The organism is Peribacillus sp. B65, assembly GCF_058513295.1.
Genome location: NZ_CP195840.1, coordinates 1,472,597 through 1,498,934, shown reverse-complemented (window position 1 = coordinate 1,498,934; position 26,338 = coordinate 1,472,597). Strand labels below are relative to the sequence as shown.

Genomic DNA, 26,338 nt, shown 5'->3' with positions numbered 1-26,338 from the left:
TAATCACACCCAGGGTATTTCTTTTATATAATCACCATTTCCTGCATAGCTAGTCAATTGTAAACCCCTGTAAGAACTCTTCCTTTTCCCTTCCAGCTTTTTTAGTTCCCCAAACTATACCCTGACTATAATAATGCGCATATAATAGGAAGTTAAATTTCCAGCTCCATCTAGGCAATAAAAACAAATATCAAAACAAAAAAAATCATCTTAATCGATGATTTTATATTGTGCAAATTCTTTTAATTTAGGCAGGATTGGCTCTAAAATTTCCTTGGCTATGTAATCGGTATCCAATCCAATGAAGCGTTCACTTTCCATGTCGACCGATCTCGCATTTTCCGGGTCATCACAAAAAATGAACGATATGATTCCGTTCTCTTCCGTCATATCTACATACTTAAATGTAATGTCATGTTTCGTAAGACAACTTTCAAACGCAATGCACAATTCATCTATATTTGATTGACTAATAGATGTGAATTTCATATTGATCATCCCCTCTGCTAAAGGATAGCAAAATAAAGCATGAATTTCAAAGCGAAATTCATGTCCCATTCTTATATTCATGATTCATCTGACACTTTTGAAAAGGAAAATGACATAAAAACTTGCCCTTGTTTGTAATTTCACCATATGAAGCCATTTGATGAAGATGTATGGGTAAGGATTTCCCCATTATAAATGTATGTAACCAATCGATTTCATACAATTTTCCACCTTTATCCTGATTTAATTTTTAAGCGATTAATAAGGATTGCCATAGGCATAATCGCATTTTGTATCGCCGGGATATGCAGTTCCTCATGAATATTCCATGGCATGTCTCATATCTTTATACAAACACCTTGTTAGGAGTGGTCCAACATGAAGTCTTTTTATAAAGGAACGCTCATTTTGATTGTTGCAGCGTTTTTTGGTGAATGTATCGAATTTTTAGTGAACATGCTCCTAGCCAGGGAATTACACGAAGAGGGCATGGGGCTTTATATGTCCATATTGCCAATTTTCTTTTTGATATATGTGATCGCCAGCCTTGAATTACATATTTCCATTTCAAAATTCGTCGCGGAAAATAAACAGGCAATGCATTATAATCTTATCGTTCATGCACTTAAAATGGCTGCAGTCGTCGTATTGGTAATGTGTGTAGTCATGCCTTTCATACTTTCCTTCTCATCCATAATGGACAAATACCATCCCTATATTAAATGGCTGCTCATCACAGTGATCCCAATAGTTGCCTTTTCGTCGATTGCAAGAGGCTATTTCATGGGTGTCCAGCAAATGGGGAAGATTGCTTTTTCCAACTTTTTGAAGGATATCATTCAATTCGGCTTGCTTCTCCTTATCTTTAACTTATTTCATTTTAACCAGGAAAAGTCATTATTGATGGCCTTTTTTGTTTTGATTGGCAGTGAGTTCCTCGTTTTTCTATACTTGATCAACCTTTTGATTCTTCAAATGCGAATCATGAGGCGCGGTACAAACTCACGGACAACCGGTAAACATGCCCGGCAAAAGTTATTGGCGGTTTCGCTGCCCACCATGGGGTTAAGGATCTTTCATGCGATAACAAATGCGATCCAACCTTTTTTGATCCACACTGCCCTTCTCTCGGCAGGATTCGGTGCGGTAGTGGCTACAGAGCATTTTGGGATGCTTACTGGAGTAGCGATGACGATCGGCTTCTTCCCAGCCTTTATCGCACATTCCTTAATGATCATGCTCATTCCGAATGTTTCGAATGCTTACAAAAGACAGGATAAGGAAAAATTGAGGGTTTTATTGCAAAAATCGATGTCTTTCACCGTACTGTATGGAGTTCCGGCTGTGATCTTCATTTATTTCTTTGCGGAACCTTTGACCTCCCTCTTTTTTTCTTCAACATCTGCCGCATACTATTTAAAATTATTATGTCCTTATTTCCTTTTTCATTTTTTTGTCATTCCCATGCAAGCCTATCTCATCGGCCTTGGTTTAGTGAAGGATGCTTTCATTCATACCGTATGGTCCCATATTGTTGCCTTTTTAATGATGTATATCCTAGGCTCCCAGGCTTCTCTTAATATGGGAGGAATCATTTTAGGAATGAATACTGGTGCTGTATTATTAACTTTCATGCACTACTTGACCATTTGCAAAAAAATCGGCATAAGCATCTTACTGACGAAATCAAGATCGATATCGATAAAGTGAGGCAAAAACCAAAGCAAAATCTCTTGCTGTTATTGGTATATAAAGATTTAGATTAAAAAAATTGAGCCTTTCCCTGTACATATCACCTTCGTTACTGTATATTTCAACATACTTGGGTAATAATCAAGTAAAATGGTTTAAACTAACCATACAATAGTAATGGAGTGATTTCATGAGTAAAGCTAAGGCTAAGAGCGGAACGGGTAAAGGTACCGGCACAGGAACGGGCAAGAAGGGCTGGAATCGTTGGAAAACAGGTGCCAATAAGAAAAAAAGCGCCAAACCATATGTAAGTAAAGGCATCAAACATTCCAATGACTCAAAAGCATCCGGTCATGCTGAAGGTGACAAGACAGATAAATAATTGCTTGTCCTAAAGCCCATAATTTTATGTTTGTTCCATATTCTCATACAGGGTGTTAAGTGATCTGTATGAGAGAAATGGGTCTTATATATAATAAACCACGGGCGATATCCATATCACGCCTATTATACATATCATCAAAAAAGACACTCCAATTCCCGGTAGTGTCTTTCACTTTTTTTAATATTTTCTTTTTATCTAGATTGGCTTTTGGGTTTAATGGCATTGATTTTTTTCGGGGAAAAATCTGTACGGAAGCCGTTAGTGGCTTTTTTAACAGAGTCTGTAACTGAATGTATCGCTTCACCAACATCCTGTGCAGAATCCAATAATGGTTCAACCGTTTTCATTTTAGTTTTTACATCGTCTGTGATTTCATTTGCAGTTTGCAATAGTTGTTTCGATTCGCCGGATAGATCATGAATGGCATTTCTCACTTCAGCCAAGGTTTGATTGGCTTCTCCTATCGTGGCCATTCCCTTTTGAAGGGTACTGATTAAAAATACGACCAACCAAATGAAGGCTAAGGCTATCGCAGCCACACTATATTCAATAATCATGATAAAGCTCCCCCTCTAAAATAAATGATAGAAACGATTGCTTCAAATATGTTAGTGTATCCCGGGGTGCCTGTTTTTTATGTTAAATGGTACTACTTGATTTTGATTTGAACCCCCTCAGCTTCAGTTCGAGTCAAAGGAGCTGTCGGAGCGGATAATTCCTTGTGGCGGCCTTCCAAACTGGCTTCTTTCATGGAATTGGTTACATTATGAATCATTTCCCCAACATCTTGAGCGGATTCTAGTAATGGATCGACATTTTCCATCTTCCCTTTTACATCCGCTGTAATTTGATTGGCAGAGTGGATCAATTGTTTGGACTCTTGCGTCAATCCATGTACTGCATTCCTTACCTCTTCCAGTGTCTTATTTGTTTCTTCAAGCGTTCCCATTCCTTTACGCAGTGTCTGGTTGACATTATATATCAAATACACGACGGCTCCGGAGACACTGGCAACACTTAATTTAATAAACATTTTCATATATCCACTCCCTTCATTTAAATTTATGCACTGTCCCTTCCATTCATTCCCTAAAGTCCATCACTTGTCCGTTCAGTTTTAATGAACCTTTTACCTTTATCCTAAAAGAAGTTTAAAGGGTAGTTTAAAGGTTAATAGTAAGGGTGAGACCATATTTAGGAGGAGATTTGTTCATGTCACATGAGTATCATTCATCTGTTATCCAAACTTTAAATGATTGTATGACCGCGTGTAATCATTGCTACGACGCATGCTTAAAAGAAGATCATTTAAACATGATGGTGGAATGCATTCGCTTGGATCGGGAATGTGCGGATATTTGCTCTTATTTAGGACAGGCGATCGGGAGAGGAACACCGTTTATTTCAGAGTTGGCTGAAGTTTGTGAAAGCTGCGGAAACGAATGTAAAAAACACGATCATGAACATTGTCAAAAATGTGCTGAGGCCTGCTTGAGATGTGCAGAAGAATGCAGAAAATTAGTCGCTTGATGTAAGGAATAGCAATTAAGCTATTCCTTTTATTATCCTCCCCCCTTACCTACCTATTATTTTGTTAGTACTATTAAAGGATGATGATATTATTAATATATTCTAGCGAGGTATATGTTAAAATTTATATACCAAGAAATTTTAACAATACGAAAAACATATATTGAAAACCGCCCTTTTTAGGCACACTAGTATTAAAAACAGGAGGATATTATGACACCTCGGAATGTTCCTGCTAAAGATGATGCAGAAGTGAAAGATACCACGGCTTCACCTGATAAGGAAAGCGAAACAGCCAAACTCAATCGGTTACTAGGTGCGGTCATGCGATATTTATCAGATGATGAGCAAGAAGAAATTGATATAGAGTATCTTCTCGAAAACACCGAAGGGCTGCGTGATTGGTGGAGCGAATATAGGGAGCTTGATCGAAAACGGGTCGAAGAAGAAATAAAAAATTCCCTAACGAACCTATCCCTTGAAGAACTTGAAAACATCCGTGAACAAATCCGCACAAAGGAATAATAAAAAATTCCCTGGATCGGGATTTAACCTAATCATGCAGGGAATTTTTCTTTCCTATTATATATAAACACATATTTTTTTGTATTTACGATCATGCGACACCAGAAATCCTTTATTCAACACTCAATGACCTTAGTTCCAGTTGATCGATCATGTAATCCACTAATGCATGTAATGGATTTAAAACTGCCTTTCCTGTCTCAAGCTCATAACTCATAGCTGCTTCGACCATTGACAGTTGAGCCACCGACATCGGTCTTTCTTCGTTATTAAACTTGTAAAGGAAGTTCATGATTTCCTGGTTATATTTCTCTACCAATCCCTGCATAATCAATTCAAAGGCATTGTCGATAATGATAACTTCAAAATCCACAGCGGCATATTCTTCAGCATGGGCATTTAAACGTTTGATTGTTCCTTCAACAGTTGCTGGGTTCGTGAATAAAATGATTTGCGGTTGCTGCAATTGGCAAATTTGCTCAAAATATGGTTCATCGATTTTAATGATAGGCATGGGTAAGGATAGTTGTTCTTCGTTTAAAAAGGCGATGTAGTTTGTACAGGTTATCAGAATGGCATCCACTTTACATTCGGCAATCCATTCGACTTGTTCTTTTACCCTTTTTTGAGCATCCGAATTGTTAAAAGTTGCATCAGATGACACCCGATGCATCAATCCCGGTTCAACAAAATGAAGCCATTCAATATCAAATTTCGAGAATGCGGCTTCGATGTATTTTATATTTGTATAGTGTGCATGCAAACAGCCTATCTTTTTTTTCATAAATCTCCCGCTTTCATCAGTTAGTATTCTGATTATTCTAACACAAAAAGCGGCGGTACATTGACCGCTCCGGGAAAAACGATCATTTGCCATAGCCCTCTCCTGCCATTATCGGGGGCAAAAGACTGCTTCTTTGAGCCAGAAGGCTCAGTTGGTATGAATCCTACTCTCGAGCATATATTTATCAAGTCGATAGCAAGAGGTATCATCAGAAAAACGGAATAAAAAAATTATCAAAAAGAGAGAATTATACTGTAATAGTAGATAAAAAATATTTATATTGGAGAGTGTTCACCATTCTTTATTTAATTGCGATTATTTTCCCTCCATTAGCCGTATTATTAGCTGGTAAACCCGTTCAGGCAGTGCTAAATTTGGTCCTCACACTATTTTTTTATGTACCTGGTTTAATTCATGCAATCTTAGTGGTGCATGATAAGAAAGCTGATAAACGAATGAAGCAGCAAGCAGCAATTATTTCTAAATCGAAACAAACAACTAAGTGATTTAGACAACCACTAATAACCCGAATGAAGCACAAGGTGCATCTTATTCGGGTTATTACTATCGAAAGATTCGTTTAATTGAATCTGTGCGTCTTCCTAAGCCCTCTATGATAACAAGCGTCACATATTTGAAAACGCGAGTCATCCGGCAGCCTTTTTCCACAGCGCTTGCATTTTTTTTGATAATTCAACATTTCGTCTTTTAACTGATCATGAACGCCATCACTGATTTCTTCACGGATACGCTCCCAATAAACAGCTTCGGTCCGCTTACCCATGCGATATAAAAATAATAGATGAAGACCTATCGCTTTATAAGATAGCTCCAATTCCTCCAGATTCCTTGTTTTGATGACCGGTTCAGGAAGGTCACTGTTCTCGGCAATCGCTTCGACTGTCTCCAGCCACTGTCTGATAAGACTTGGTTCTTTTGCGGAAAATGGAATATGCAGGAAACCATATAAATCCATTAATGAAAAACGCGCTTCGATTTCAGTATCCCGTATTAGTTCGTAAAGCTCCCTTTCTTCCGATAGTGATGCCTTTTTCGTGCCTTTAGGGGGCTCAAACCTCTCCCACATTTCGAAAAATGTCCCTAGGTTCCGGTAATATTTTTGAAAACGTTCAAATACAGCAGAAGTTGGGGCGATTGTAAAGGTTTGAACTGGCTCATCAACTTGTTCCAGCAACTTATTCATAATTTTGATATCTGCTGTAAATGCTACCTTTCCAGTGTCATAAATCCCCTTTCTACCCGCTCGACCTGCGATTTGTTTGATTTCTTGAGAAGTCAACCTTCTTCTTCGTGTCCCGTCGAATTTTTCATTTTCAAGAAAGACGATACGGCGTATTGGCAAGTTCAATCCCATTCCAATTGCATCGGTGGCAACCACAACTGATGTTTCACCGCGATTGAATAGCTCTATTTGCCGTTTCCTATTTTCAGGAGGCATACTTCCGTATATCATGCTCACATTATGTCCACTCTCTTTTAGCCGGGACGCGGTTTCGAGTACCTGCCTTCTCGAAAAACAAATAAGCGCATCTCCTTTTTTCGTATACTTCAGGCCAAACTCCCTTTGTTCTACCTCAAGCGGTATTTCCCGTCTGTATTCGTGGAGTTCCAAATCAGCTTCATTCAGAAGGTTCAGAAGCATCTTTTTGATATTATTGCTCCCGATAATGTGTACTTCTTTCGCATTAGCTTGCGTGATTGCCCTAAACCATGAAAAGCCTCGATCTTTATCGGCAATCATTTGTGCTTCATCTATGACGATTACTTCGTGGTAATCCTTTTCATGAAACATTTCAACGGTGCTGGATACATGTTTCGCACCCGCCACTGCCTTTTCTTCTTCACCTGTTTTTAATGAGCAAGGTACACCGTCAGCATTTAATTTATCAAACACTTCAAGGGCCAGCAGTCTAAGTGGAGCTAGGTACAAACCGCTTTCCGCTTCTTTCATTTTTTCCAGGGCCTTATGCGTCTTCCCGGTATTTGTCTCTCCTATATGCAAAACATATCGAACTTTTTTCCCTAATGATGGAGTATAGGCCTTACCGATGATGTCATCGATCATCCTTTGCTCTTCTGCCAGCTTCCTGGCTTGCTCTGCCAATACTTCAGCTTTTCTTCTCTCTCTGTTCTCCACGTCTTTTTCGTATATTTCTTCGTGCAATGTTTCATTAAAAGGAATTCCTTCCAGCTTCAGTAAATCAGAAAGGTATTCTTCCTGAAGTTCATCAAAACAGGACTGAGACAAATCGGCCAATTCATCGCTTAGTATACCTTGAAGGGCATCAACCGTCAGCCTTTCCCCATATGACTCCAAAAAATCATGATGCAGTGCAGCAGATAGATTGTTCAAGTATTTGTCAGGGGCTAATTTCATTATGAAATCCGAAACTAATCTTTCATACCTGAAGAAGTAATTTTCATATTCATAACGGTTCCTTCCCCAACCGACTAACGAGTGAATATCGCCTGTCAGCTCTTCAAAAAAATCAGTGACCATTAAGTATTCGGCAGCTTGAAAGTCCCCCTCTTCCACCAATTGTTCTTCAAGCAAGTATGGATCGACATATTGGAATTTAGGCTTATTCTTAAGATCTTTTGTCAATATACCGGCAATATAATACCTGGCATGTAAATATAATAGAAGGGAGTTATTTTCGAAAAATGTATTTGCCTCTTCTTGAAGCCTCGCACGTATTTTCCAACGCTGCTTGGCAAGCCGCTGTTCTTCTTGTCGCCTAAAGAATTTTCCCCTTGCATTTTTATATCTCTTTTCCCAATCTTCCTGATTGTCAGCAAAGGTTTTTTTAATCCATGTTAAGCTATCAAACGGACGATACTTCTTTAATTCGTTCCGGAACATGCTATTGATCAGTTTATGATCTGAACCTTCCGTTACAAAGCCCCTTTCGCTTAAAAATGCCTTTTTTTCCTTTCTGGGCACATCATTTGACGCTTTATTTATCCAAACATTTATCCAAATTTGCTCTATAAAGGTCGTCCTGTCTGATATATATGCTGAATAAGAAGGCATTGTCTCTTGATTCTCTAAATAAAAATCCATATCCTGGATTATTTTTTCCTTTGTATTCTCAATCGCAATAGGATATATACTTTCTAATTTTCCCATAATGATCCCCTTTTGAATTATCCAATATGTACTTTAATACTTCCTTTTATCCTCCCCAAATTATTGTTTAAAATGAGCGTGGGTATATTCGTTTTATCTATTTAAATTCAAGTGCTCTGTTATCATGAGAAGGTTAAGAAATGCCAAATACTATTCTCTCCAAGGTAAATATGCAAAAGCTACCAAATATGTACCTCGGAGTTACTCTTACCAATTCATTTAAAGTATAATTCATGAAGAATAGACTGATCATTGATTTGGAATTTTTGGTTTATGCCCATCCCGGAAACCCGGAAATGGATACATAGGTTTAGTAATTTTGTAATCAGGTAAATTAAAATTTAATGATATTAAAAAAAAGCCGAAAATAAAGTAAAGGTCAATTTTTAAACTTTCTCGATAACATTATTCATCCATAAAACGAACCCATCCCCTTAATTGAGTTTAGTGGAAATTCGGACAACTGTCACGGTATTGAGATTCCGATTTTGTGTCCTTGGCGTTCAATATAAGAATTAACATCTGGAAATCTAAAAAGACTATAAATAAATGAGGAGCCTGAGAATGATTCAGCAAGATATCAACTATTATAAGAATTTCGATTCCATCGCTAAAGAAGTATTAGCACTATTAGATCAAACCATCGAGGTCAATACATTCTTCGTTTCTATATTGAATCCGATACATAGTTTCATGATCAAATCCTTAAATAGAAATGCAAAGTTGATTTGTGAAGGTGACATCCTTCCTTATAATATGGTTTATTGCAAATTAGTTGCTGAGAATGGCTTGGAACCACTCGTTATCCCGAATTTGGGGGAACATGAATTGACTAGTTGTCACCCCGTAACGAAGCTTATAGGAAATGGGTGTATTATGGGAGCTCCCCTTACTATTGAGGGTGAAATCGTTGGAACATTATGTGCATTTGACATTAAACCTCATGATTTTAAAGAATATGATCTGATCCTCATTAAGTCTATGGCAGCTTTGATTAGTCATACCATCAATCTTGAAAAAGGGATTATCAGGGATCCTTTGTCAGGTCTATATAATCGGAACTTCATTTATAATTATTTTGATTATCATAAAGATAAAACAAACGATGAAATGGCTCTTCTTTACATCGATCTTGATCATTTTAAATTTTTCAATGATTCCTATGGTCATGATACTGGTGATGAAGTTATTAAAAAGGCAGCCGAATGTTTTTTGCAAGCCGTTCCCGAAGGCAGTCATGTGGCTCGAATTGGTGGTGATGAATTCATTGTATTATTACATCCAGCACATTGTGAGGATTTAATGAAAAGCACTCAGCAAAACGCTGAATTAATATTGAACCGTTTATCCACCATGCCCATTACCATTAATGGAAATGATCAATTTGTATCAGCTAGCATAGGGATAAGCTTTTACCCTCATCAAGGTACGGAAATGGACTCACTTTTGAAAAAAGCGGACCGTTCCATGTATATGGCTAAGAAATCCGGCCGTAAGAATATTCAATACTACCACCCGCAGTGATTATCTTAAAAATAAAAAAACCAGTTCTCCTTAGAGACTGGCTTTCTTTTACCTTAAAAAAATCCAACGTTTAGCTTTCAGCCTTTGCAAAAGCTTGAGCAGATCAGCATTTCCCTTATGTATCCGTTTTTCAGATGGTGAAGCGGAGGGGATCGGGATGTTAACTCTCTCGGGTTTTTTGTTCATATTCTGAAAGACCCTTCCTATTCTTTGATTTTGAATAGTATATGCGGGTTTTCCATTAAATATCATAAGGAAAGGAAAAACCCTTCCCCTTATAAAACATTTTTTAACCGGCTGAAGCGTGCAGCTTTTTCTTTTTGATTCAGGATAATGCGTTCGTTCTGTTTCATCACTTTTTTAGTGTGGGGACTTAAACCTACATCAGGTATTTTCACCTGTGGTTTAATTACGGCAACTGACACATCATTGCCGGCTTTATCATAAATGCTCATTTATCCTCACCACCTGGTTTTTGTTTTATGACCATATCGAACATCATGATTAGTAATGCTATTAATAAACAATCGACTTCTGAAACGAAGCTTTCCGATTTAACGTCAAGGATATAGGGTTCCATCAAAATGCTTACTGGCTGCAAAGCCATTTTTTCTTCATCATTATAATACGTATCTTCTCTTTCCAATGTAGCACGGATGTTACTGCCATTCAAGTTCGGATGCCCATTAATCACCAATTGCTTGTCCTGTTCCGTTTTGAAAGGAAGAATTTTCACGTTCATGCCTTCCTTAGCTGCATATGCTTGAAGGAGAATGCTCAAATATGCCAAGTATTCCTTATTCGATTGATAATACTCAGGTATTCCTTCTTTCTTTAGGAGATGAAACATATTTTTGACCTTTTCCCTATTATCCGTTAAAAGTTTGTCACTTTCCGCAACCGCTTTTGTTGCATAGGACAGCTCGTTATCGCCAATCTTCGATATATACATGCTCAAGAATACAAACATATCAATAAGGATGAATACGATAGCCATAATCAAGAAATTTTTCCACTCATTAAAAATGCTCATCGGATAGAAATTCCAATAAATCAAAGCTCCCAGTACAAAAATGATATACCAGGTTTTTCGAATCGCTTCAATCCTTTTACTTACCTTGTCCTTATATTTCCAAGAAAGTATGACATATGCCAATAAAGCAATAAATACTACCCATACAAAGACTCTGAAAAACATTAACAATCGATTTATCACCCTACCCTTCAGCACCTACATTCATTATCCCGCTCTCTATATTATTCATTATATATACCACTATTCCCTGCCTAAGACGGGTGAAACTTAAACACTTGCCAGAAGTTTTCACTAACTGAATGACATCATAGTAAATAACCCTATATATTCTGTGATATGATATGTTTTAATAAAAAGGCATGATTAATATGGGAGGAAACTATCATGATGAAAATTATTAAGATCCTCATTTCTTCTTTTATAATATTATTACTTTTTTTAAACCTCTATCCTCCACTTGGAAGACGGACAAACAAAGAAAAAGTGAGAAGTTTCACTACAAAAGAGAATTTTTCCAAGGGAAAATTCCAAAATCAAATTCCAGCCAGTCAAGCGATGAGTCTTAAGCATACTGGTTCAATTTTACGTGATTTCATAAAACCTAATCCAAAAAGGAGGCCCGACCAGCCAATCGTACTTGGAACAAAAGAACCTGTATCTATGAATTCCAATATAATTACCTGGTTTGGTCATTCTGCATTCATGTTGGAATTAGATGGGAAAACCATTTTAGTGGATCCCATGTTTGGCAAAGCACCAACCCCCTTTCCTTGGTTCGGGAACAAGCGTTTTAGCGGGGAGCTGCCTATTGATTTGGATATGCTGCCTCCTATCGACGCCGTCCTGCTCTCACATGATCACTACGATCATTTGGATTATTACTCAATAAAGAAACTAAAGGATAAGGTCAGTCAGTTCATTGTTCCACTGGGTGTCGGCGGACACCTTGAAAGATGGGGAGTTAAACAAGAACTGATTCAGGAACATAATTGGTGGGATGAGGTTTCATTCAAGGGTTTGCGATTTGTCTGCACGCCTGCAAGACATTTTTCTGGAAGAAGTTTACGCGATGGCAATAGGACACTTTGGTGCTCTTGGGTAATTAATGGTAAACAAGAAAAGGTATTTTTTAGCGGAGATAGTGGATATGGCAGCCATTTTAAAGAAATAGGCGAAAAATTCGGGCCTTTTGATATAACTTTAATGGAATGCGGCCAATATGATGAACGCTGGTCAACCATCCATATGATTCCAGAAGAAACTGTACAAGCACATATAGATGTACAAGGAAAACGGATGCTCCCCATTCATTGGGCTGGTTTCACATTGTCTTTTCATGACTGGACAGATCCGATAGAACGGGTAACAAAAGCGGCCAATGATCTTGGAGTCCAGGTCTGCACACCTCAAATAGGCGAACCAGTGGTCATTGGTTCAACGGATTTCCCTCAAACAAGATGGTGGAAATGAAAAAGATCCATCCCAAATGGGATGGATCTTTTTCATTCACAGTTTCCCTTCATTATATTCAAGATTCACTTTTATTGAATGCTCTTTCTTCACTCCAAAATAATTCGTTCCTATTACACCTAAAATGATTAGTATCGAACCCAATATATCGTAGATTGTAATCTTTTCATTTAAAATGAGAGCCCCTGCTGCAATCGTGACAACAGTGGAAAGATTTGCAAACACACTCATTTGGGACGCTTTGATTTTTGATAAGATCGTATTGGATAATAACGAAGTGACCAATGAAGCCAATATTCCCAAATACAAAATGGAACTGATGAATTCGATGCTCGACCATGGTGTAAAGAAATTCGGCATCGTTCCTTGTTTTAAGTGGGTGAAGAGCGCAGCTACGTTAAAAATGACAAAGCCTGTTCCCATCATGAAAAAGGACATTTCACCTGGTGTATAGTCCTTGGCAAGGGAACGGGTCATCGTTGTATAACATGCAGTTGCAATACAGGATAGCAGGATCAACACCATCCCTAGCATGTCGGAAAAATTGATTGTGCTCCCTTTCATCACAAAAATGAATATGACCCCAACTACCGACAAGACAATCGAAAGTTTTTGATATAAAGATGTTTTCTCCTTAAGGAAATATCCAGCTATCATCAATGTTAGAATCGGGGTGACCGCAGACAGAATTCCAGCATCGGTGGATTGCGAATACTTAAGTCCGAAAGTTTGAAAGGCAAAGAAAAGAGTTGGGAATAACAAAGATAACGGAACAAGATTTTTAACCGACTCCCAGGAATAGTTCACCTTAATGACTTTATAGACGACCAGGAATAAAATGATGACGAAAGAAACAGAGAACCGGAACGCCAAAGTATCCAGCGGATTCGATTCTGCAATCGCCATTTTCGTAAATAAGAAAGATAGGCCGACAATACTTGAATGAATTAGCGCTAACATGTATGCAAATGTTCGGGTTTTCATGGCTGCAACTCCTCAACTAAATTACTATATTCCTATTTAGGTATAGTACCCTTTGCATCTGTATTGCAATCCAAGTTAGAGTCAAAAAATAAATATGGCATTTTTTTAAGCTAAACTGTTCAACTATCAACAAAACCAACCTTTTAAAAAATAACTTTTTAAAGATTAAGATCATTTTCATGCCTTAATGGAAATGCTCCAGTTAACTTTCAATTATTAAGAACTCTTTAAAGTATGTCATTTGCAGTTTCATATATGATAAAATTTCAAGCAGGAAGAGAGGTATACATATATGTTAGTTACTACCGTAATATTCCTTATGGCTGGTCTAGCTGAAATTGGCGGCGGTTACCTTATTTGGCTTTGGTTAAGAGAAGGTAAATCCATTTATCTAGGTTTAGCCGGAGGTTTTGGGTTGGTGTTATACGGCATCATTGCAACTTTCCAAACGTTCCCTACCTTTGGACGTGTTTATGCTGCATATGGCGGGGTTTTCATCGTTTTATCGGTTTTATGGGGATGGGGCATCGATAAGAAAACCCCTGATTTATATGATTGGATTGGAGCTTTAATCTGCTTGGTCGGAGTTTCAGTCATTATATGGGGCCCCAGACAATAAAAGAATTAAAGGGCATAAGGCCCTTTAATTCTTTTACCAAGATCTCCACTTGTTGATTGGGCCTATCTTCATTTGAACATTTTCATAAAGTGATTAAGCTGGGTGTTTATTATATCAATTTCTTTTCCTGCCTATTGGCGGTCATATTACTGAAGTTATCCTGAATGAACCAAATCGCCATTGCTGCAATGATGCATGGTATGGCAAAAGCTAAAAAATTGATTTGCAAGGATAACTTCATATCAAGCAGGACCCCGCAGAAAGTAGGAGCGAGTATTCCGCCAATTCTGCCGATACCCAATGCCCATCCGACTCCAGTAGAACGGATTTCATTCGGATAATACTGAGATACATATGCATTCGTTACAATTTGTGTACCTGTTGTCGTACCTCCTGCAATTGCAATCAGTATATAAAGCATGATCATGCTTGGCTTGAAGCTCAGCATCGTAAGGGTAATGAATCCAATGACCAAGAAAGTAACAAGAATCCTCTTGGAACCATATCTATCTGCAAGCTTCCCTCCAACGATCGCTCCAAAAACCGCTCCAAGGTTCAATACGACTAAGAATGTCAGGCTTGAACCTAATTCATATCCTGCCCCACCCATGATCTTTGGAAGCCATGTACTCAAGCCATACATTACGAACAAACACATGAAAAATGCAATCCAGAACATGAGCGTGCTTAAAGTCCTCCCATTTTTGAATAACTGTTTTACTGGAAACCCTTTCATTTCACTTTTGAGTTGCTCCTGAAGAACATAATGATCATTCATCGTATATTGACCGTTTACATTCACTTGATTCAGAACGTCCACCAATTTGCTTTTTTTATTATTTTTCATGAAAAAACTTATTGACTCTGGCAACAATTTATATAATATTGGCATGAATATTAATGGAAGTGCACCGAGCCAAACCACTGCCCGCCAACCAAAGTTCGGAATCAGGTACATCGCTCCCAGTGATGCTACAACTCCCCCTAGAGCGTGCCCGCTGAACATGATCGCTACCAGGGTACTTCTAAGTTTTTTAGGGGCATATTCAGTAATGATTGCAATTAGATTAGGCATGACTCCTCCCAAGCCTAGTCCTGCAATAAAACGCTGTATTCCAAAAGATATTGGATCATCGGCGAAACCTGAAGTAAATGTAAATACGGAAAAAATGATCGTACAAATCAATATGACTTTCTTTCTGCCGGATTTATCGGCCAGCGGTCCAAAGACCAACGCTCCTATCATCATTCCAAACAAAGCATAGCTGCTGAATAACCCTGCCTCTACGGCAGTTATCCTCCACTCCGCCATCAAAGATGGCAGGATCGTCCCAAGCATGAACATATCATACCCGTCACAGATGATGATAAAGATACAGCATAATAAAATCTGTAAATGAAAACGGTTAAATTTTTGTTCATCCATCATTTCAGACATTTGGATCGTGCGCATTTCCTTCCCCTCTTTCTGCTATTCCTTTTGACGTAGTCTTAAGGATTTCTCTTTTTTTGGTTCGAGCTAACATTTAATTACATATAAATTATATGTATATAGAACAATGTTCACTATATATTAACTTAGTTTCCAGAATATTGTCAATAATCATTGATGATTTGCCATATTAATCAACAAAAAACCCTCTTATCGAAGAGGGTTCAGGCTATAGACAAACTTGGAAGAAATTCCAGCTTACCTACAATATTTCTTTAAACATTTCAGTTGATTTCAGAAATCCGCTTCCTATCCGCCAGCTGTCTGTCAAGCCTCCTCAGCGTAAGCGGCTGTGGGGTCTTGGCTACAGCGATTTTCAAGGAGTTCCATCCATTAGAACCAGTACATATAGTACTGATATATTTATCGCCATACCATTAAACCTATTCAATCACTTCATTAATTAGCGCTGAACAGAATTTATGTGTTGAATATAGTATATTCCTTCTTCATGTTTTCCTCTTTGTACACGCTTATGATCTAACGAAAATCATGGGCGAACTGAATATAACTCTTATGACTATCAGTGCAAAGGAAAGAGTTATCCCCTATATGGCCATTAAAGAGCTTATTCTTGATGTGTCATTCTGCCCATCCATAGTTTACCTTGTTTAATTTACCTTTGTCTATCCCATTCCGAAACCCTTTTGGACACAAACTAAGCCCTCTTATCAAAGAGGGCTTTTTAATGAAGATAAGATTAAGCGTCCAAGGCTTCTTTACGCTTTCTTTTCCTTGATTCTGTTATAAGATCATAACCTAGATAAAGGATAATGGCTCCGCCTAACAATTTAACATATAACGGAATGTCCGCTACAAAGAAATAAATCATAGAGAATAATGTCCCTATAATGCTTAACCAAAAAATTACATGTTTTAAAATTTTCAAAGTAATGACTCCTCACAAAAGATGAGATTAATTTATAGTTCGCTCCACTTCAAGGAGGAATTAATTATCCATATCATCATTCTAACATTTATTCTTTATATTAAGAGTGACTCATATTGCGAAATTATGAACATTTAAGCAACTTTTCTCAAGGATAGGTCAAGCGAAACAATTCCCGGAAAATCTTTACACTAATTCTTGTAAATTTGCAGTTTTTATATAGACCATTTGCTAAGGAAAAAAGGAAGCTAATACAAATATGCATGAAATGACAGCGAGGGTATCCCAGCACTGCATTTCATGCATTTAAATCACAAGACGTTCATTTTATTGGATTCTACGACCATTTCTTCAGTTGGCTCCGAATGATCATGTTTATAATAAGCCATTTTCACTGGAACGAATGATAAGGCAACCGCAGCAATGAGACCAGGTATGGCGAAGGCAATGAAATTCAATTGGATGGGTAGCGAGATGGATAATAAAAATCCGCCGAGTATGGGCCCGAGCATACCGCCAATCCTTCCGATACCAGATGCCACCCCTAGTGCAGTCGATCTTATATTTGGTGGATAGTACTGGGAAACATAGGCTTGTACAAGGTTTTGGGCACCAATGGTACAGGCTCCTGCAACCGCTACCAATGTGTAAATCACGAAGGAGCTTCCGCCCATTCCCAATAACGTCAAACTGACAGCCCCAAGCGCATACATCGGCACAAGCATTTTCTTGGATCCATAACGATCACAAAGTTTAGCGATGATAAGCGTGCCTACGATAGCGCCCCCTTGAAGGACGATCAAGAAACCTAAGCTTGAATTCAGCGCATACCCTGCCTCGATCATTAGCTTTGGAAGCCATGTATTCAATCCGTATACCATCAATAGGCACATGAAAAAGGCGATCCAGAACATCAATGTGCTAAGGGCACGGGAATCCTTAAACAATCCAACAATCGGCATATTGGCTTCTGTTTTTTTTACTTCCACAAGTTCGTCATTGATGTTGAATTTACTTTCAGGACTTACCTTGGTTAATATTCTGATAAGTTCTTCCTTTTTGTTTATTCTGATCAGATGCGTAGAAGCCTCGGGTAAACGCTTCATCATGAAGGGTAAAAATAACAATGGTATTCCTGCAAACCAGAATATTGATTCCCAACCTAGTGTCGGCATAACCAGGATACCCAGTATCGGAGCAAGCATCCCTCCGAATGAGTAACCGCATAATACGATTGAAACGACCATGCTCCGCATCGTTTTCGGTGCATAATCCGTCAATAAGGCAATGACGTTCGGCATGATGCCCCCAAGCCCTAATCCCGCTAGAAATCGGAAAGTTGAAAACATCGTAGGCGTATCCGCAAATCCACATAAAAGCGTAAATAAACTAAATAAAATGAGTGTAATCGCGATTACGTTTTTTCTGCCAATCCGATCTGCTAATGTACCAAAGAAGATCGCCCCAAACAACATTCCAAATAGACCGTAGCTGCCCATAGCCCCCGCTTCCACGGAAGTAAGGTTCCATTCCTCCGTCAATAACGGGACGACCGTACCGTAAACGACAAGGTCATAGCCGTCAAAAAGGATAATGATAAAACACCATGCCAGCAATCCAAAATGAAAGCGGTTAAATTTACTGTTGCTAATTACCTCGGTCGTATTAATTTTAGCCATAAAATTTTCTCCTCTCTAGGTGACTGCAGTAATTCCATCCAAATGATAGCGCTTACGTAATCATGTAAAAAATATTCGACTCACTTATTTTTATACAAATAGTGAACCGAGTTATCTAATTGTTATTATAAATGCTAATTATCTGATATTTCAATAAAAACTTTCGCATATTTTTCATAAAATCTTAATATGTTTTCTGATGCTATCGTTAATTACAAGTTTTGAACATGCGTAAAAACAACAAAAAACCAGTCCCTTATCGGAACTGGTTTCTAATTAGTGAAGTAGGAAGCCGCCATTGCCGTATTCAAGTAAGAAAGTTTTAAACCACCACTCCTCAAAGTGGGTGTTTGCAGAAGCAATCCTGTTGTCCAAGTCAGTGACGAGGCATAACATTCCTGTTTCAATATAAAACTCCCTATTACAGCTTAAAGGTTAAAACTTAATTATCATTACGAACAACACAGCTTGTATAGTTATAATACCGAAATATCTTCATTCTTGCAAGTTAAATCATTCCCAGACAACAAAAAAATTTCATATTACACATTAAAAAGGTGGAGCCAAATTATTCATGCCCAAACGGCAAAACTAATGGCTGCACTCTGATTTATGTTACCGTCCCCCACTTTCATTGATAAATTATTATGTAATAGCATACTTGGGTAAGTAATTTTTAGATAGAATGTGCAAGATAAAATTGGACGGAATTGAAAGTGTTGTCTTGTGAGAATCATCGGTTGCTGAACTCTATAATATATCCTAAATAACATTGGCAAATACATGGAAGGAGTCTATAATATTAACTAACAGATTTGATTGGAGTGACTAGTTATGCTTTCAAACATTGGTTTTCCCGGTTTAATTTTAATACTTCTTTTAGCTTTAATTGTTTTTGGACCGAACAAGCTACCTCAAATCGGACGGGCAGTCGGCACCTCGCTTAGGGAGTTTAAGGATGCAACTAAGGGAATAACAGAAGAAATACAAGAGGAATTCAAGGATGACGTACAAGCTGCAAGAAAAGAATCGATAAAATGAAAAAGACGCCTGCACGCAGCAGGCGTCTTTGATGCGTTTGTGGCGCAGAACCGTCAGGCCACATCCCGACGTTTAGCTAAAAGCATGTTCTTCGACTTACACAAATTAGCTCATCGCTTTATTAATATAACATTAAACTTATTTTATATCAAGTGATTTATTGAACAGCTTGTTAACGGCATCCTTATTCCTATGCTATAAACCGCTTGGGGTTTGATCAGAAATATTCTATCGAGTTGTTTATTAAAATACGAATGAGCACCATTAAGCTGTTCTTATAAAAATGTTGAACTTCATTACAAGTTCATCGTCATTTGAGTCAATTGATCCGAGGAAAACGCCACTTGATTGAATGCTTCATTAATTTCGTCGAATATATCATTCAGCTCTGTCATTTCCTTGGTGATTTTAATATTCTGCTCTTTAACAGAAAGCATGTCCTTTGCTATATCAGTAAAAAATATGCCAGTTTCTTTTCCTTGTTTCGTTCCTTTAGTAATTTCCCCGCTAACCATGGAAATTGATGTGTTCATGACATTGGTAAAATGAGCAATTCCATTAACCAGTTTCACTACTTCCGAAACTGAATCCTTGGTATTTTCCGACAGCTTCCTTACCTCACCAGCCACAACCGCAAATCCTTTACCATTTTCACCAGCTCTTGCCGCTTCAATCGCTGCGTTCAACGCCAACAAATTCGTTTGCTCTGCAATTGAAGTGATGATCGTGACAATTCGTTCAATTTCCTTTGAAGTATTGGATAGCTGTTCCATATCTTTTGAGATGATCGTCATTTGCTCCTGCGTTTTTACCAATCTTTTCTCTAATCCCTGTAACAGTTCGACTCCCTCTTTTGATTTTCCCTCTGCATGTATCGCAATCTCTGAGCCCTTTTTAGTGAAATCATGAATTTCGACTACCTTATTTGCCATTAATTGAGTTGCTGAACTAGTCTCTTCACTGATTGCCGCCAATTCCTCTGCATTATGATTGACCTGCAGTTTAATCGTTTCTTTTTCTGCTTGGTTTTTTTGGCGAATCTTCTCATTTTCAAGTTCATATGCCTCTAAAACTATTTGCTGCTCCAGATTAAAAATTTTAGTGACAGCCAGAATGTTTTCTTGATATTGCTCAATATTTTTCATATTGGAAATCACATGAATGATTAATGACTGCAATAAATCCTGAAAAGCACTCATATACCATTTTGGCTGCAATCCAATTCGCACATGTACTTGTGCGATAATATAACGTTGTTTAATATACGCATCATCAATGTTCCCGCTAAACATTTCGTACATATGACGATGAAGTGTCTTTTTCAACCTATCAACAGAACTATTGTCTGATATGATTTTCATTAATGAGGGTTCATTTTCTAGATTTTTATAGAAATTTCCTACTATTTGGGTCAAATGTTTCTTCACTTCTTCCTGTAAAGAACGAATTATGCACAAATCCCCCATCGTCAAATGAATCATTTCCACTTGATTCAATACGCTCGGATATTCCCTGATATTGATACCGACGTGTTCCTTATATTGCATATAGTCCATCGAATCTATCTTTTGTTTACTTCTCCATATACTTTTCATGATTGAATTGCCTCCAATTTTTTCTACCCATATATACTATTTCGACATAAAGTCTGTTAATCTTAATTCACTTTGATAAATTTTCTTCTTACAAACTAGACTTATGAACTATTTATGTCCAAATAAAAAAAGACACTCCAAAGAGCATCTACAGTTTTTTTTGCTTGTACAAATTTGGACGTTGATTGGAACGTAGGGCACTCGCTTTCCGCGGGCGGTCCGGGAGCCTCCTCGGCGCACTTGCGCCTGTGTGGGGTCTCCCTTGGACTCGCTATTCCCGCAGGAGTCTCGCACACCCGCTCCAATCAACTATGTTTAAAAATTTAGATAGAGCTCCTTTTGTCTACAAACTGGAACACTCCAGAGAGTGTCTTTTTCAATGTTCATTTTCCTGCTGCTGGCTAAGATTCGAGTGTTTACGGGAATAAGTGAAGTAAATGACTACTCCGATAGCCATCCAGATCAAGAACCTCATCCATGTATGACTCCCTAGCTGAACCATCAAGAATACGCAAAAAACGATGGCCAGGCCTGGAACAAGCGGTACAGCCGGACAATAAAAAGCACGTTTCATATCAGGCCTTGTTTTCCGTAACACGATGACCGCAATGGAAATCATCGTAAACGCAGTCAATGTTCCAATGTTGACCAGCTCAGCCAATTCACCAAGCGGTATGAATGCCCCCAATAAGGCCGCTAATAAACCGAATATCCATGAAGCCGCATAAGGTGTTTTATATTTTTTATGAAGTTTTGATAAGGATTTAGGCATCAGACCATCACGTGACATCGCAAACATGATTCGGGTTTGTCCATACAACATAACCAAGATCACCGTTGTCATTCCGAGGAAGGCACCTAGATCAATGATACCTGCAATCCAATTTTGTCCTGCGCTTTGCAATACCAAAGAAATCGGATGGTCAAGAGCCTGGCTGAATTGTGCATACGGTACCACACCGGTCATGATCAAACTTACCGCCATATAAAGCACTACACAAATGACTAATGAACCAAGAATTCCCCGTGGTAAATTCCTACCTGGATTTCTTGTTTCTTCAGCCGCAGATGCAACTGCATCAAAGCCGATGAAGGCAAAGAACATTAATGCGGCAGTTGAAAATACCCCATCGATTCCAAATGGCATGAACGGCTGCCAGTTTTCCGGTTTCACATAATATATAGAAGAAACGATGAACAACAAGACTACCAACACTTTAATAACGACCATTATATTATTGATTCTAGTCGTTTGTTTCGTACCTATGGAAATCAAAAAGGTAATCGCCATGACTATCAAAAAGGCTGGTAAGTTCATATAAGTCGTGACTCCTTCGACCGAACCCGGTGCTGCCGTCAATTTCTCCGGAAAGTTAATTCCGAATCCACTTAAAAATGATTGGAAATAGCCCGACCACCCCGCCGATACGGCACTGACAGCCAATAAGTATTCAAGGATTAAATCCCAGCCGATTATCCAAGCGGCGAATTCACCTTTGCATAAGCATACGTATAAGTCGAACCGGATACCGGCACGGAAGCTGCAAATTCTGCATAAGAAAGTGCAGCGAATAAACAGGCAAGACCAGCAATGACGAACGATAATGAAAGTGCAGGACCAGCATTCACTGCACCAGTGCCTGTTAGAACGAAAATGCCAGTCCCAATAATCGCTCCAATTCCTAGCATCGTTAAATCCCAAGCTCCCAGTTCTCGTTTCAATCCCTTACCGCCGGAACCTGCGTTTTTCAACAAGTCCTCAATGGACTTCTTTCTAAAAATACTCATGTTCTCTCCTCCATAATTTTATAATTATTCTGAAAACTATAGACAAATAATTTCACTTACCATTTATATCGGAGAAATTTCGACAAATTTCTTCAATTCCTGAATTATCTGACTTTTAAATTATACGTATTAACCTTTTTAACGTCAATGATTTATTATTTTAAAATTCTGTTTTTTTATTTCCTTTGGAAGGCAAGCTATAATATTCAACAGGTTTATCCATAATTAACAAAGAATGATTAACAATTCATTATTTTAATATTAATAAAGTGAGCTATTGGTGTATGTACTGTATTCCATTAATTAATTTTGCAAGAGTTCTAATATTTTTAATCCTATAAAGAATCATTATTTATTTTTCTCTATGTATTATTATGAAATAACACTTCAATATTATTCTGATCATTTATGCACCAATAGTTTGACGGAATCAAAGTACATCACTATACTTATTAAGTCTTAAAAAAAGTACGGGAATTATGCTTAATATTTGAAGAAGGTGACATTCATGGATTTTGAGATTACCTATCTGTCTTTTTATTTAATCCAAGTCGAAGGAAAAGGCGATCAGGCTGATAAGCGTTTTAAACATTTCCAAACTCTTGATACTGAAGAATACGAAGAAAGTCCTCTAAAGGATTTTTTGGATGGGGAATTGATGAAGATTTCCAAACGGAAAGTCGACCGTCATCCAAAAACTGAACAAATACCGACGAAAATTGGTTCTTTTATTGTCGAAGAAGGACATGCACTTGATTCCAACCCTAATTACAATGTATTTAACCGTGTTCGATATGCTAAAACAAAACAGGAATTCCAGGAGGAAAATGAACAATTCACTCGGTCTTATATCGATACAAGTGCCGTCCGTGGCGGAGTCTTCATAATCGCATCGGCAAAATTAACGAAATATCTTGATGAACCATTCGTTTTCTTATTAAAATGTGATTTCGAGCCGAAAGTTGCTTCCATATCGGATGAACGAACTTTGATTAGGCACGTTGAAATGGCAATCACCACTAAAAATATGAAATCCATTCAATACCCATACATGCCCGAAGAAGGAATGGTTGAAGAAGGCGAGCTGAAAATCCATCAGGCCTCACATGCCCGCTACTTCGAGGACTTTTTGAAATTCGTCGAATATGGCGAATCGATGCCTGAAATCATGAAAAACCAGGTCATCCACATGGTCCATGAGCATGTATCTGCTCAATTCGAAGAAAACAGTGACGAACTGCACAAGTTCGAACAGGACCTGGAAATCTGGGAAACGAGCGATAAACGGGAAATCCAGGAACGCCTTGAAACCCACCAAGTCGTCGAAGCCACAGCCCAGATTGTCGAGCATACACCTGAAGCCGAAATGCGAATGAAGCTTGGCAGTACATCCGTCAAAGGACTGTTAGCCGATTTTGGCGAAAGCATCCATTTAGGAAAGATTAATGGGAAATATGTATTGATGATAGAATCCGATACGATCGAGTTCGATAAAGGTGTTTCGCCGATTGAATTTCATAGGCCGGATGATTTACAAGTACTAATTGAAAAGATCATAAATAAAAGTTGATAATAGCCCGAGTCACAAGAAAATATGATCATTTGTGACTCGGAACGTGACTCTTGAGTCACACTATACATGTGTTATATCCCGATAATGGCGGTCTTTGTGACTGCCTTTTTTATTTTTCTTCTATTATTACTCCTCCTGGTTTTTATTGGGGGAACTATATTTCATCCCCTAATGTAAATTAAGATTTAGTTGATAACCCGGTATTCACAAATATAATCCTCAGCATCTTCGTAATCTTTTGACTCTGAAACCACTGAACTACCCCTTCGGATGTTTCAACGTTGTATGTAAAATATTCACCTGAAGCGGATCCCTCCTTTCATTGCATAATAAAAAGCCGTTCCCTCATTAAGAGACGGCTTGTATTTTGTTGATTTATCGCAAGTTTTCAAGCATTTTTCAACGCATTAACTTCCCTAATCCAAATCTTCTTCTTCTACTTTCAGAATCTTTCCTGTCTTTGCATTTATCTCAACCTCATAAATTCTGTTTTGGTTTGTCAAAATAAAGAATTCGTATACTAGAACACCATGTTCCATATCCATATCAACATGTAGAACTTGGCCAGGCACTCTCTGAAGTGCGATTTCTTGTGCCTGTTGCATGGTTAATCTTTGTCTATATAATGGCGTTTGATTATTGTAGTAATTATCATACATTGGGAACATTCCCCTCTTTTATAATATATTCAATTTACACTATGCATTTGACCCAAGTTCTGTGAATATATGTTTAGGAACTACAGAAGATTCCCATGTAGTAGTCTTACTACAGATTAAAAAAACATAAACAAAAGCCAGCATCAAAATGTTGGCCCTGTTAATAAGTATTATTTTTTACATTAATGAATATCTCTCTTTTTGAACCGTCCTCCACGTACTTCTGCAATATTTGCTATTGCTAAGAAAGATGAAGGGTCAATCTCTTCAACAATAGTAGTTAACTTAGATTCTTCAAGTCTGGTAATTATACAGAAAATAACCTTCTTGTCCTCTCCAGAAAAGGCACCTTCACCATTTAAGTATGTCACACCCCGTCCTAAGCGACTATTGATTGCATCACCTATCTCTCTTGCTTCATCGCTAATTATCCATACTGACTTTGTTTCTTCCATTCCAGTAATAACAATGTCAATGGCTTTAGCAGCTATTACATAAGCTAAGATTGAATACATAGCTCTATCCCATGTGTAAACGAATCCGGCAGAACCAAGTATAAATAGATTGATGAACATAACAATTTCGCCAACAGAAAAAGGCACTTTTTTACTTATTACAATCGAAAGTATTTCTGTACCATCAAGTGCACCACCGTTACGAATTACTATTCCTACACCTACACCTAAAAAAATGCCGCCAAAAATTGTAGCAAGAAGGATATCTTCAGTGAAGGGTGGAATAGGATGAAAATATGTTGCAAAAATGGAAAGCATTATAATTCCATATATAGTAGATATAGCAAAAGTTTTTCCGAACTGTTTATATCCCAGGTATACAAATGGTAGATTCAATAGAAAAAGAAAGATTCCTAGTTTTATCCCAGTAATGTGAGAAAGCATAATTGAAATACCTGTAATGCCACCATCAATTACATGGTTGGGAATTAAAAAGATTTCCAATCCCGTGGCCATTAGCAAAGCACCAATTGTAATAAGAATGGTCCGTTGGATAATTATCAAACTAGATAACTTTCTATGCTGCTTTTTTAGTGCTTCCGTCAGAAAAATCACACCTTTTATTCATTTTTTTCTATTATATCCTAATATCAAATCAGGAAAAATAAATTTAAATAAAAGAAGTTCTAACCTACCGCACAGTTTGTTAACATTTCATGGATGATTTTTTATGTATACTCATTTTCAAGTGAGGGTAAATAAATGAAAAACAGTTTTAAGTTACTTGTTACACCTGATGAACCCTTTCCAATGCTACTCAGGGAAATAGGAACTCATTATATAACAGATATAAGCATGCCGTACCTAGAAGCATTAATAACACTTAGAAGGCGAGCAACATATCATCAAAAGAGGTTGAATAAATGTCTAGATGATCCGTTAATCGATTCCTTAAAACATAACTTATTAAGGAATTTT

23 protein-coding genes, 1 other RNA gene and 4 pseudogenes are annotated in these 26,338 nt (G+C 37.8%); 10 read left to right on the top strand and 18 right to left on the bottom strand.

Annotation, left to right across the window (positions count from 1 at the left end):
• Nucleotides 1-210: 210 nt before the first annotated feature.
• Nucleotides 211-570, bottom strand: coding sequence for a hypothetical protein (locus ACSR9O_RS07340; RefSeq protein ID WP_101222080.1), 360 nt, complete (start codon nucleotides 568-570; stop codon nucleotides 211-213).
• A gap of 297 nt (nucleotides 571-867) precedes the next feature.
• Between ACSR9O_RS07340 and ACSR9O_RS07335 the strand changes: the two genes are divergently transcribed.
• Entirely contained in the window at nucleotides 868-2,199 is a 1,332-nt protein-coding gene (locus tag ACSR9O_RS07335) for an oligosaccharide flippase family protein (RefSeq protein WP_491724218.1), read from the top strand.
• 172 nt (nucleotides 2,200-2,371) lie between these two features.
• A complete protein-coding gene (locus ACSR9O_RS07330; protein WP_260357596.1) occupies nucleotides 2,372-2,563 on the top strand; it encodes a DUF3934 family protein in 192 nt (63 codons plus the stop codon).
• Between the two features lie 194 nt (nucleotides 2,564-2,757).
• Here ACSR9O_RS07330 and ACSR9O_RS07325 read toward each other — a convergent pair whose 3' ends face one another.
• The gene (locus ACSR9O_RS07325) at nucleotides 2,758-3,123 is read right to left on the bottom strand and encodes a DUF948 domain-containing protein (RefSeq protein ID WP_491724217.1); all 366 of its coding nucleotides are present in this window, start codon (nucleotides 3,121-3,123) and stop codon (nucleotides 2,758-2,760) included.
• A 92-nt stretch (nucleotides 3,124-3,215) separates the two neighbouring features.
• The gene (locus ACSR9O_RS07320; RefSeq protein WP_101222076.1) at nucleotides 3,216-3,605 is read right to left on the bottom strand and encodes a DUF948 domain-containing protein; all 390 of its coding nucleotides are present in this window, start codon (nucleotides 3,603-3,605) and stop codon (nucleotides 3,216-3,218) included.
• 173 nt (nucleotides 3,606-3,778) lie between these two features.
• Here ACSR9O_RS07320 and ACSR9O_RS07315 point away from each other — a divergent pair, with 173 nt between their 5' ends.
• Together ACSR9O_RS07315 and ACSR9O_RS07310 are read left to right on the top strand one after the other, a co-directional pair.
• Nucleotides 3,779-4,096: a four-helix bundle copper-binding protein gene (locus ACSR9O_RS07315; protein WP_491724216.1), complete on the top strand. Its 318-nt coding sequence runs from the start codon at nucleotides 3,779-3,781 to the stop codon at nucleotides 4,094-4,096.
• A 213-nt stretch (nucleotides 4,097-4,309) separates the two neighbouring features.
• Nucleotides 4,310-4,621: a hypothetical protein gene (locus tag ACSR9O_RS07310; protein WP_101222074.1), complete on the top strand. Its 312-nt coding sequence runs from the start codon at nucleotides 4,310-4,312 to the stop codon at nucleotides 4,619-4,621.
• Nucleotides 4,622-4,733: 112 nt separating this feature from the next.
• On the opposite strand, the gene ACSR9O_RS07305 is transcribed toward ACSR9O_RS07310, so the two are convergent.
• Nucleotides 4,734-5,405 (bottom strand): hypothetical protein, encoded by a 672-nt coding sequence (locus ACSR9O_RS07305; RefSeq protein ID WP_491724215.1) that lies wholly within the window; start codon nucleotides 5,403-5,405, stop codon nucleotides 4,734-4,736.
• A gap of 296 nt (nucleotides 5,406-5,701) precedes the next feature.
• Between ACSR9O_RS07305 and ACSR9O_RS07300 the strand changes: the two genes are divergently transcribed.
• On the top strand, nucleotides 5,702-5,911 hold the full coding sequence (locus ACSR9O_RS07300; RefSeq protein WP_101222258.1) for a YqaE/Pmp3 family membrane protein: 210 nt from the start codon (nucleotides 5,702-5,704) through the stop codon (nucleotides 5,909-5,911).
• Between the two features lie 74 nt (nucleotides 5,912-5,985).
• Here the strand turns inward: ACSR9O_RS07300 and ACSR9O_RS07295 are convergent, their stop codons facing one another.
• On the bottom strand, nucleotides 5,986-8,556 hold the full coding sequence (locus tag ACSR9O_RS07295) for a helicase-related protein (RefSeq protein WP_491724214.1): 2,571 nt from the start codon (nucleotides 8,554-8,556) through the stop codon (nucleotides 5,986-5,988).
• A 564-nt stretch (nucleotides 8,557-9,120) separates the two neighbouring features.
• Between ACSR9O_RS07295 and ACSR9O_RS07290 the strand changes: the two genes are divergently transcribed.
• Nucleotides 9,121-10,080 (top strand): sensor domain-containing diguanylate cyclase, encoded by a 960-nt coding sequence (locus ACSR9O_RS07290; RefSeq protein ID WP_157830981.1) that lies wholly within the window; start codon nucleotides 9,121-9,123, stop codon nucleotides 10,078-10,080.
• A gap of 275 nt (nucleotides 10,081-10,355) precedes the next feature.
• Here the strand turns inward: ACSR9O_RS07290 and ACSR9O_RS07285 are convergent, their stop codons facing one another.
• Together ACSR9O_RS07285 and ACSR9O_RS07280 are read right to left on the bottom strand one after the other, a co-directional pair.
• Nucleotides 10,356-10,535: a hypothetical protein gene (locus ACSR9O_RS07285; RefSeq protein WP_230176330.1), complete on the bottom strand. Its 180-nt coding sequence runs from the start codon at nucleotides 10,533-10,535 to the stop codon at nucleotides 10,356-10,358.
• The gene (locus ACSR9O_RS07280) at nucleotides 10,532-11,278 is read right to left on the bottom strand and encodes a type II toxin-antitoxin system SpoIISA family toxin (protein ID WP_230176571.1); all 747 of its coding nucleotides are present in this window, start codon (nucleotides 11,276-11,278) and stop codon (nucleotides 10,532-10,534) included. Before ACSR9O_RS07280 ends, ACSR9O_RS07285 begins: the two co-directional genes overlap by 4 nt.
• Before the next feature lie 225 nt (nucleotides 11,279-11,503).
• Here ACSR9O_RS07280 and ACSR9O_RS07275 point away from each other — a divergent pair, with 225 nt between their 5' ends.
• The gene (locus tag ACSR9O_RS07275) at nucleotides 11,504-12,586 is read left to right on the top strand and encodes an MBL fold metallo-hydrolase (protein WP_491725455.1); all 1,083 of its coding nucleotides are present in this window, start codon (nucleotides 11,504-11,506) and stop codon (nucleotides 12,584-12,586) included.
• A 36-nt stretch (nucleotides 12,587-12,622) separates the two neighbouring features.
• Here the strand turns inward: ACSR9O_RS07275 and ACSR9O_RS07270 are convergent, their stop codons facing one another.
• Entirely contained in the window at nucleotides 12,623-13,570 is a 948-nt protein-coding gene (locus ACSR9O_RS07270; protein ID WP_491724213.1) for a DMT family transporter, read from the bottom strand.
• 292 nt (nucleotides 13,571-13,862) lie between these two features.
• Here ACSR9O_RS07270 and ACSR9O_RS07265 point away from each other — a divergent pair, with 292 nt between their 5' ends.
• Complete coding sequence (locus tag ACSR9O_RS07265; RefSeq protein WP_101222067.1) at nucleotides 13,863-14,189, top strand: YnfA family protein; 327 nt, start codon at nucleotides 13,863-13,865, stop codon at nucleotides 14,187-14,189.
• A 109-nt stretch (nucleotides 14,190-14,298) separates the two neighbouring features.
• On the opposite strand, the gene ACSR9O_RS07260 is transcribed toward ACSR9O_RS07265, so the two are convergent.
• The 5 genes and pseudogenes from ACSR9O_RS07260 to ssrS form a co-directional block, all read right to left on the bottom strand.
• Nucleotides 14,299-15,642, bottom strand: coding sequence for an MFS transporter (locus ACSR9O_RS07260; protein ID WP_491724212.1), 1,344 nt, complete (start codon nucleotides 15,640-15,642; stop codon nucleotides 14,299-14,301).
• A 457-nt stretch (nucleotides 15,643-16,099) separates the two neighbouring features.
• Nucleotides 16,100-16,251 (bottom strand): annotated as a pseudogene (locus ACSR9O_RS07255) (IS1595 family transposase); the annotation flags it as partial.
• 130 nt (nucleotides 16,252-16,381) lie between these two features.
• Nucleotides 16,382-16,570 carry a hypothetical protein gene (locus ACSR9O_RS07250; RefSeq protein WP_063233876.1) on the bottom strand — a complete coding sequence of 63 codons (189 nt, stop codon included), beginning with the start codon at nucleotides 16,568-16,570 and terminating at the stop codon, nucleotides 16,382-16,384.
• 311 nt (nucleotides 16,571-16,881) lie between these two features.
• Nucleotides 16,882-18,249 carry an MFS transporter gene (locus ACSR9O_RS07245; RefSeq protein WP_491724211.1) on the bottom strand — a complete coding sequence of 456 codons (1,368 nt, stop codon included), beginning with the start codon at nucleotides 18,247-18,249 and terminating at the stop codon, nucleotides 16,882-16,884.
• A gap of 285 nt (nucleotides 18,250-18,534) precedes the next feature.
• Nucleotides 18,535-18,722, bottom strand: a non-coding RNA gene (gene ssrS, locus ACSR9O_RS07240) — 6S RNA.
• A 361-nt stretch (nucleotides 18,723-19,083) separates the two neighbouring features.
• On the opposite strand from ssrS, the gene tatA reads away from it, so the two are divergent.
• Nucleotides 19,084-19,290, top strand: coding sequence for a twin-arginine translocase TatA/TatE family subunit (gene tatA, locus ACSR9O_RS07235; RefSeq protein WP_101222064.1), 207 nt, complete (start codon nucleotides 19,084-19,086; stop codon nucleotides 19,288-19,290).
• Between the two features lie 296 nt (nucleotides 19,291-19,586).
• Here the strand turns inward: tatA and ACSR9O_RS07230 are convergent.
• From ACSR9O_RS07230 to bcaP, 3 pseudogenes are all read right to left on the bottom strand, one after another.
• A pseudogene (locus tag ACSR9O_RS07230) lies at nucleotides 19,587-20,057 on the bottom strand (methyl-accepting chemotaxis protein); the annotation flags it as partial.
• Between the two features lie 288 nt (nucleotides 20,058-20,345).
• Nucleotides 20,346-20,837: pseudogene (locus ACSR9O_RS07225) on the bottom strand (protoglobin domain-containing protein); the annotation flags it as partial.
• Between the two features lie 424 nt (nucleotides 20,838-21,261).
• Nucleotides 21,262-22,673, bottom strand: a pseudogene (gene bcaP / locus ACSR9O_RS07220) (branched-chain amino acid transporter BcaP).
• Nucleotides 22,674-23,181: 508 nt separating this feature from the next.
• On the opposite strand from bcaP, the gene ACSR9O_RS07215 reads away from it, so the two are divergent.
• Nucleotides 23,182-24,243: a DUF3900 domain-containing protein gene (locus ACSR9O_RS07215; protein ID WP_491724210.1), complete on the top strand. Its 1,062-nt coding sequence runs from the start codon at nucleotides 23,182-23,184 to the stop codon at nucleotides 24,241-24,243.
• Nucleotides 24,244-24,662: 419 nt separating this feature from the next.
• On the opposite strand, the gene ACSR9O_RS07210 is transcribed toward ACSR9O_RS07215, so the two are convergent.
• Both ACSR9O_RS07210 and ACSR9O_RS07205 read right to left on the bottom strand, forming a co-directional pair.
• Nucleotides 24,663-24,905 carry a PepSY domain-containing protein gene (locus ACSR9O_RS07210; RefSeq protein WP_230176337.1) on the bottom strand — a complete coding sequence of 81 codons (243 nt, stop codon included), beginning with the start codon at nucleotides 24,903-24,905 and terminating at the stop codon, nucleotides 24,663-24,665.
• A 182-nt stretch (nucleotides 24,906-25,087) separates the two neighbouring features.
• Nucleotides 25,088-25,966, bottom strand: coding sequence for a YitT family protein (locus ACSR9O_RS07205; protein ID WP_230176572.1), 879 nt, complete (start codon nucleotides 25,964-25,966; stop codon nucleotides 25,088-25,090).
• Nucleotides 25,967-26,338 lie beyond the last annotated feature (372 nt).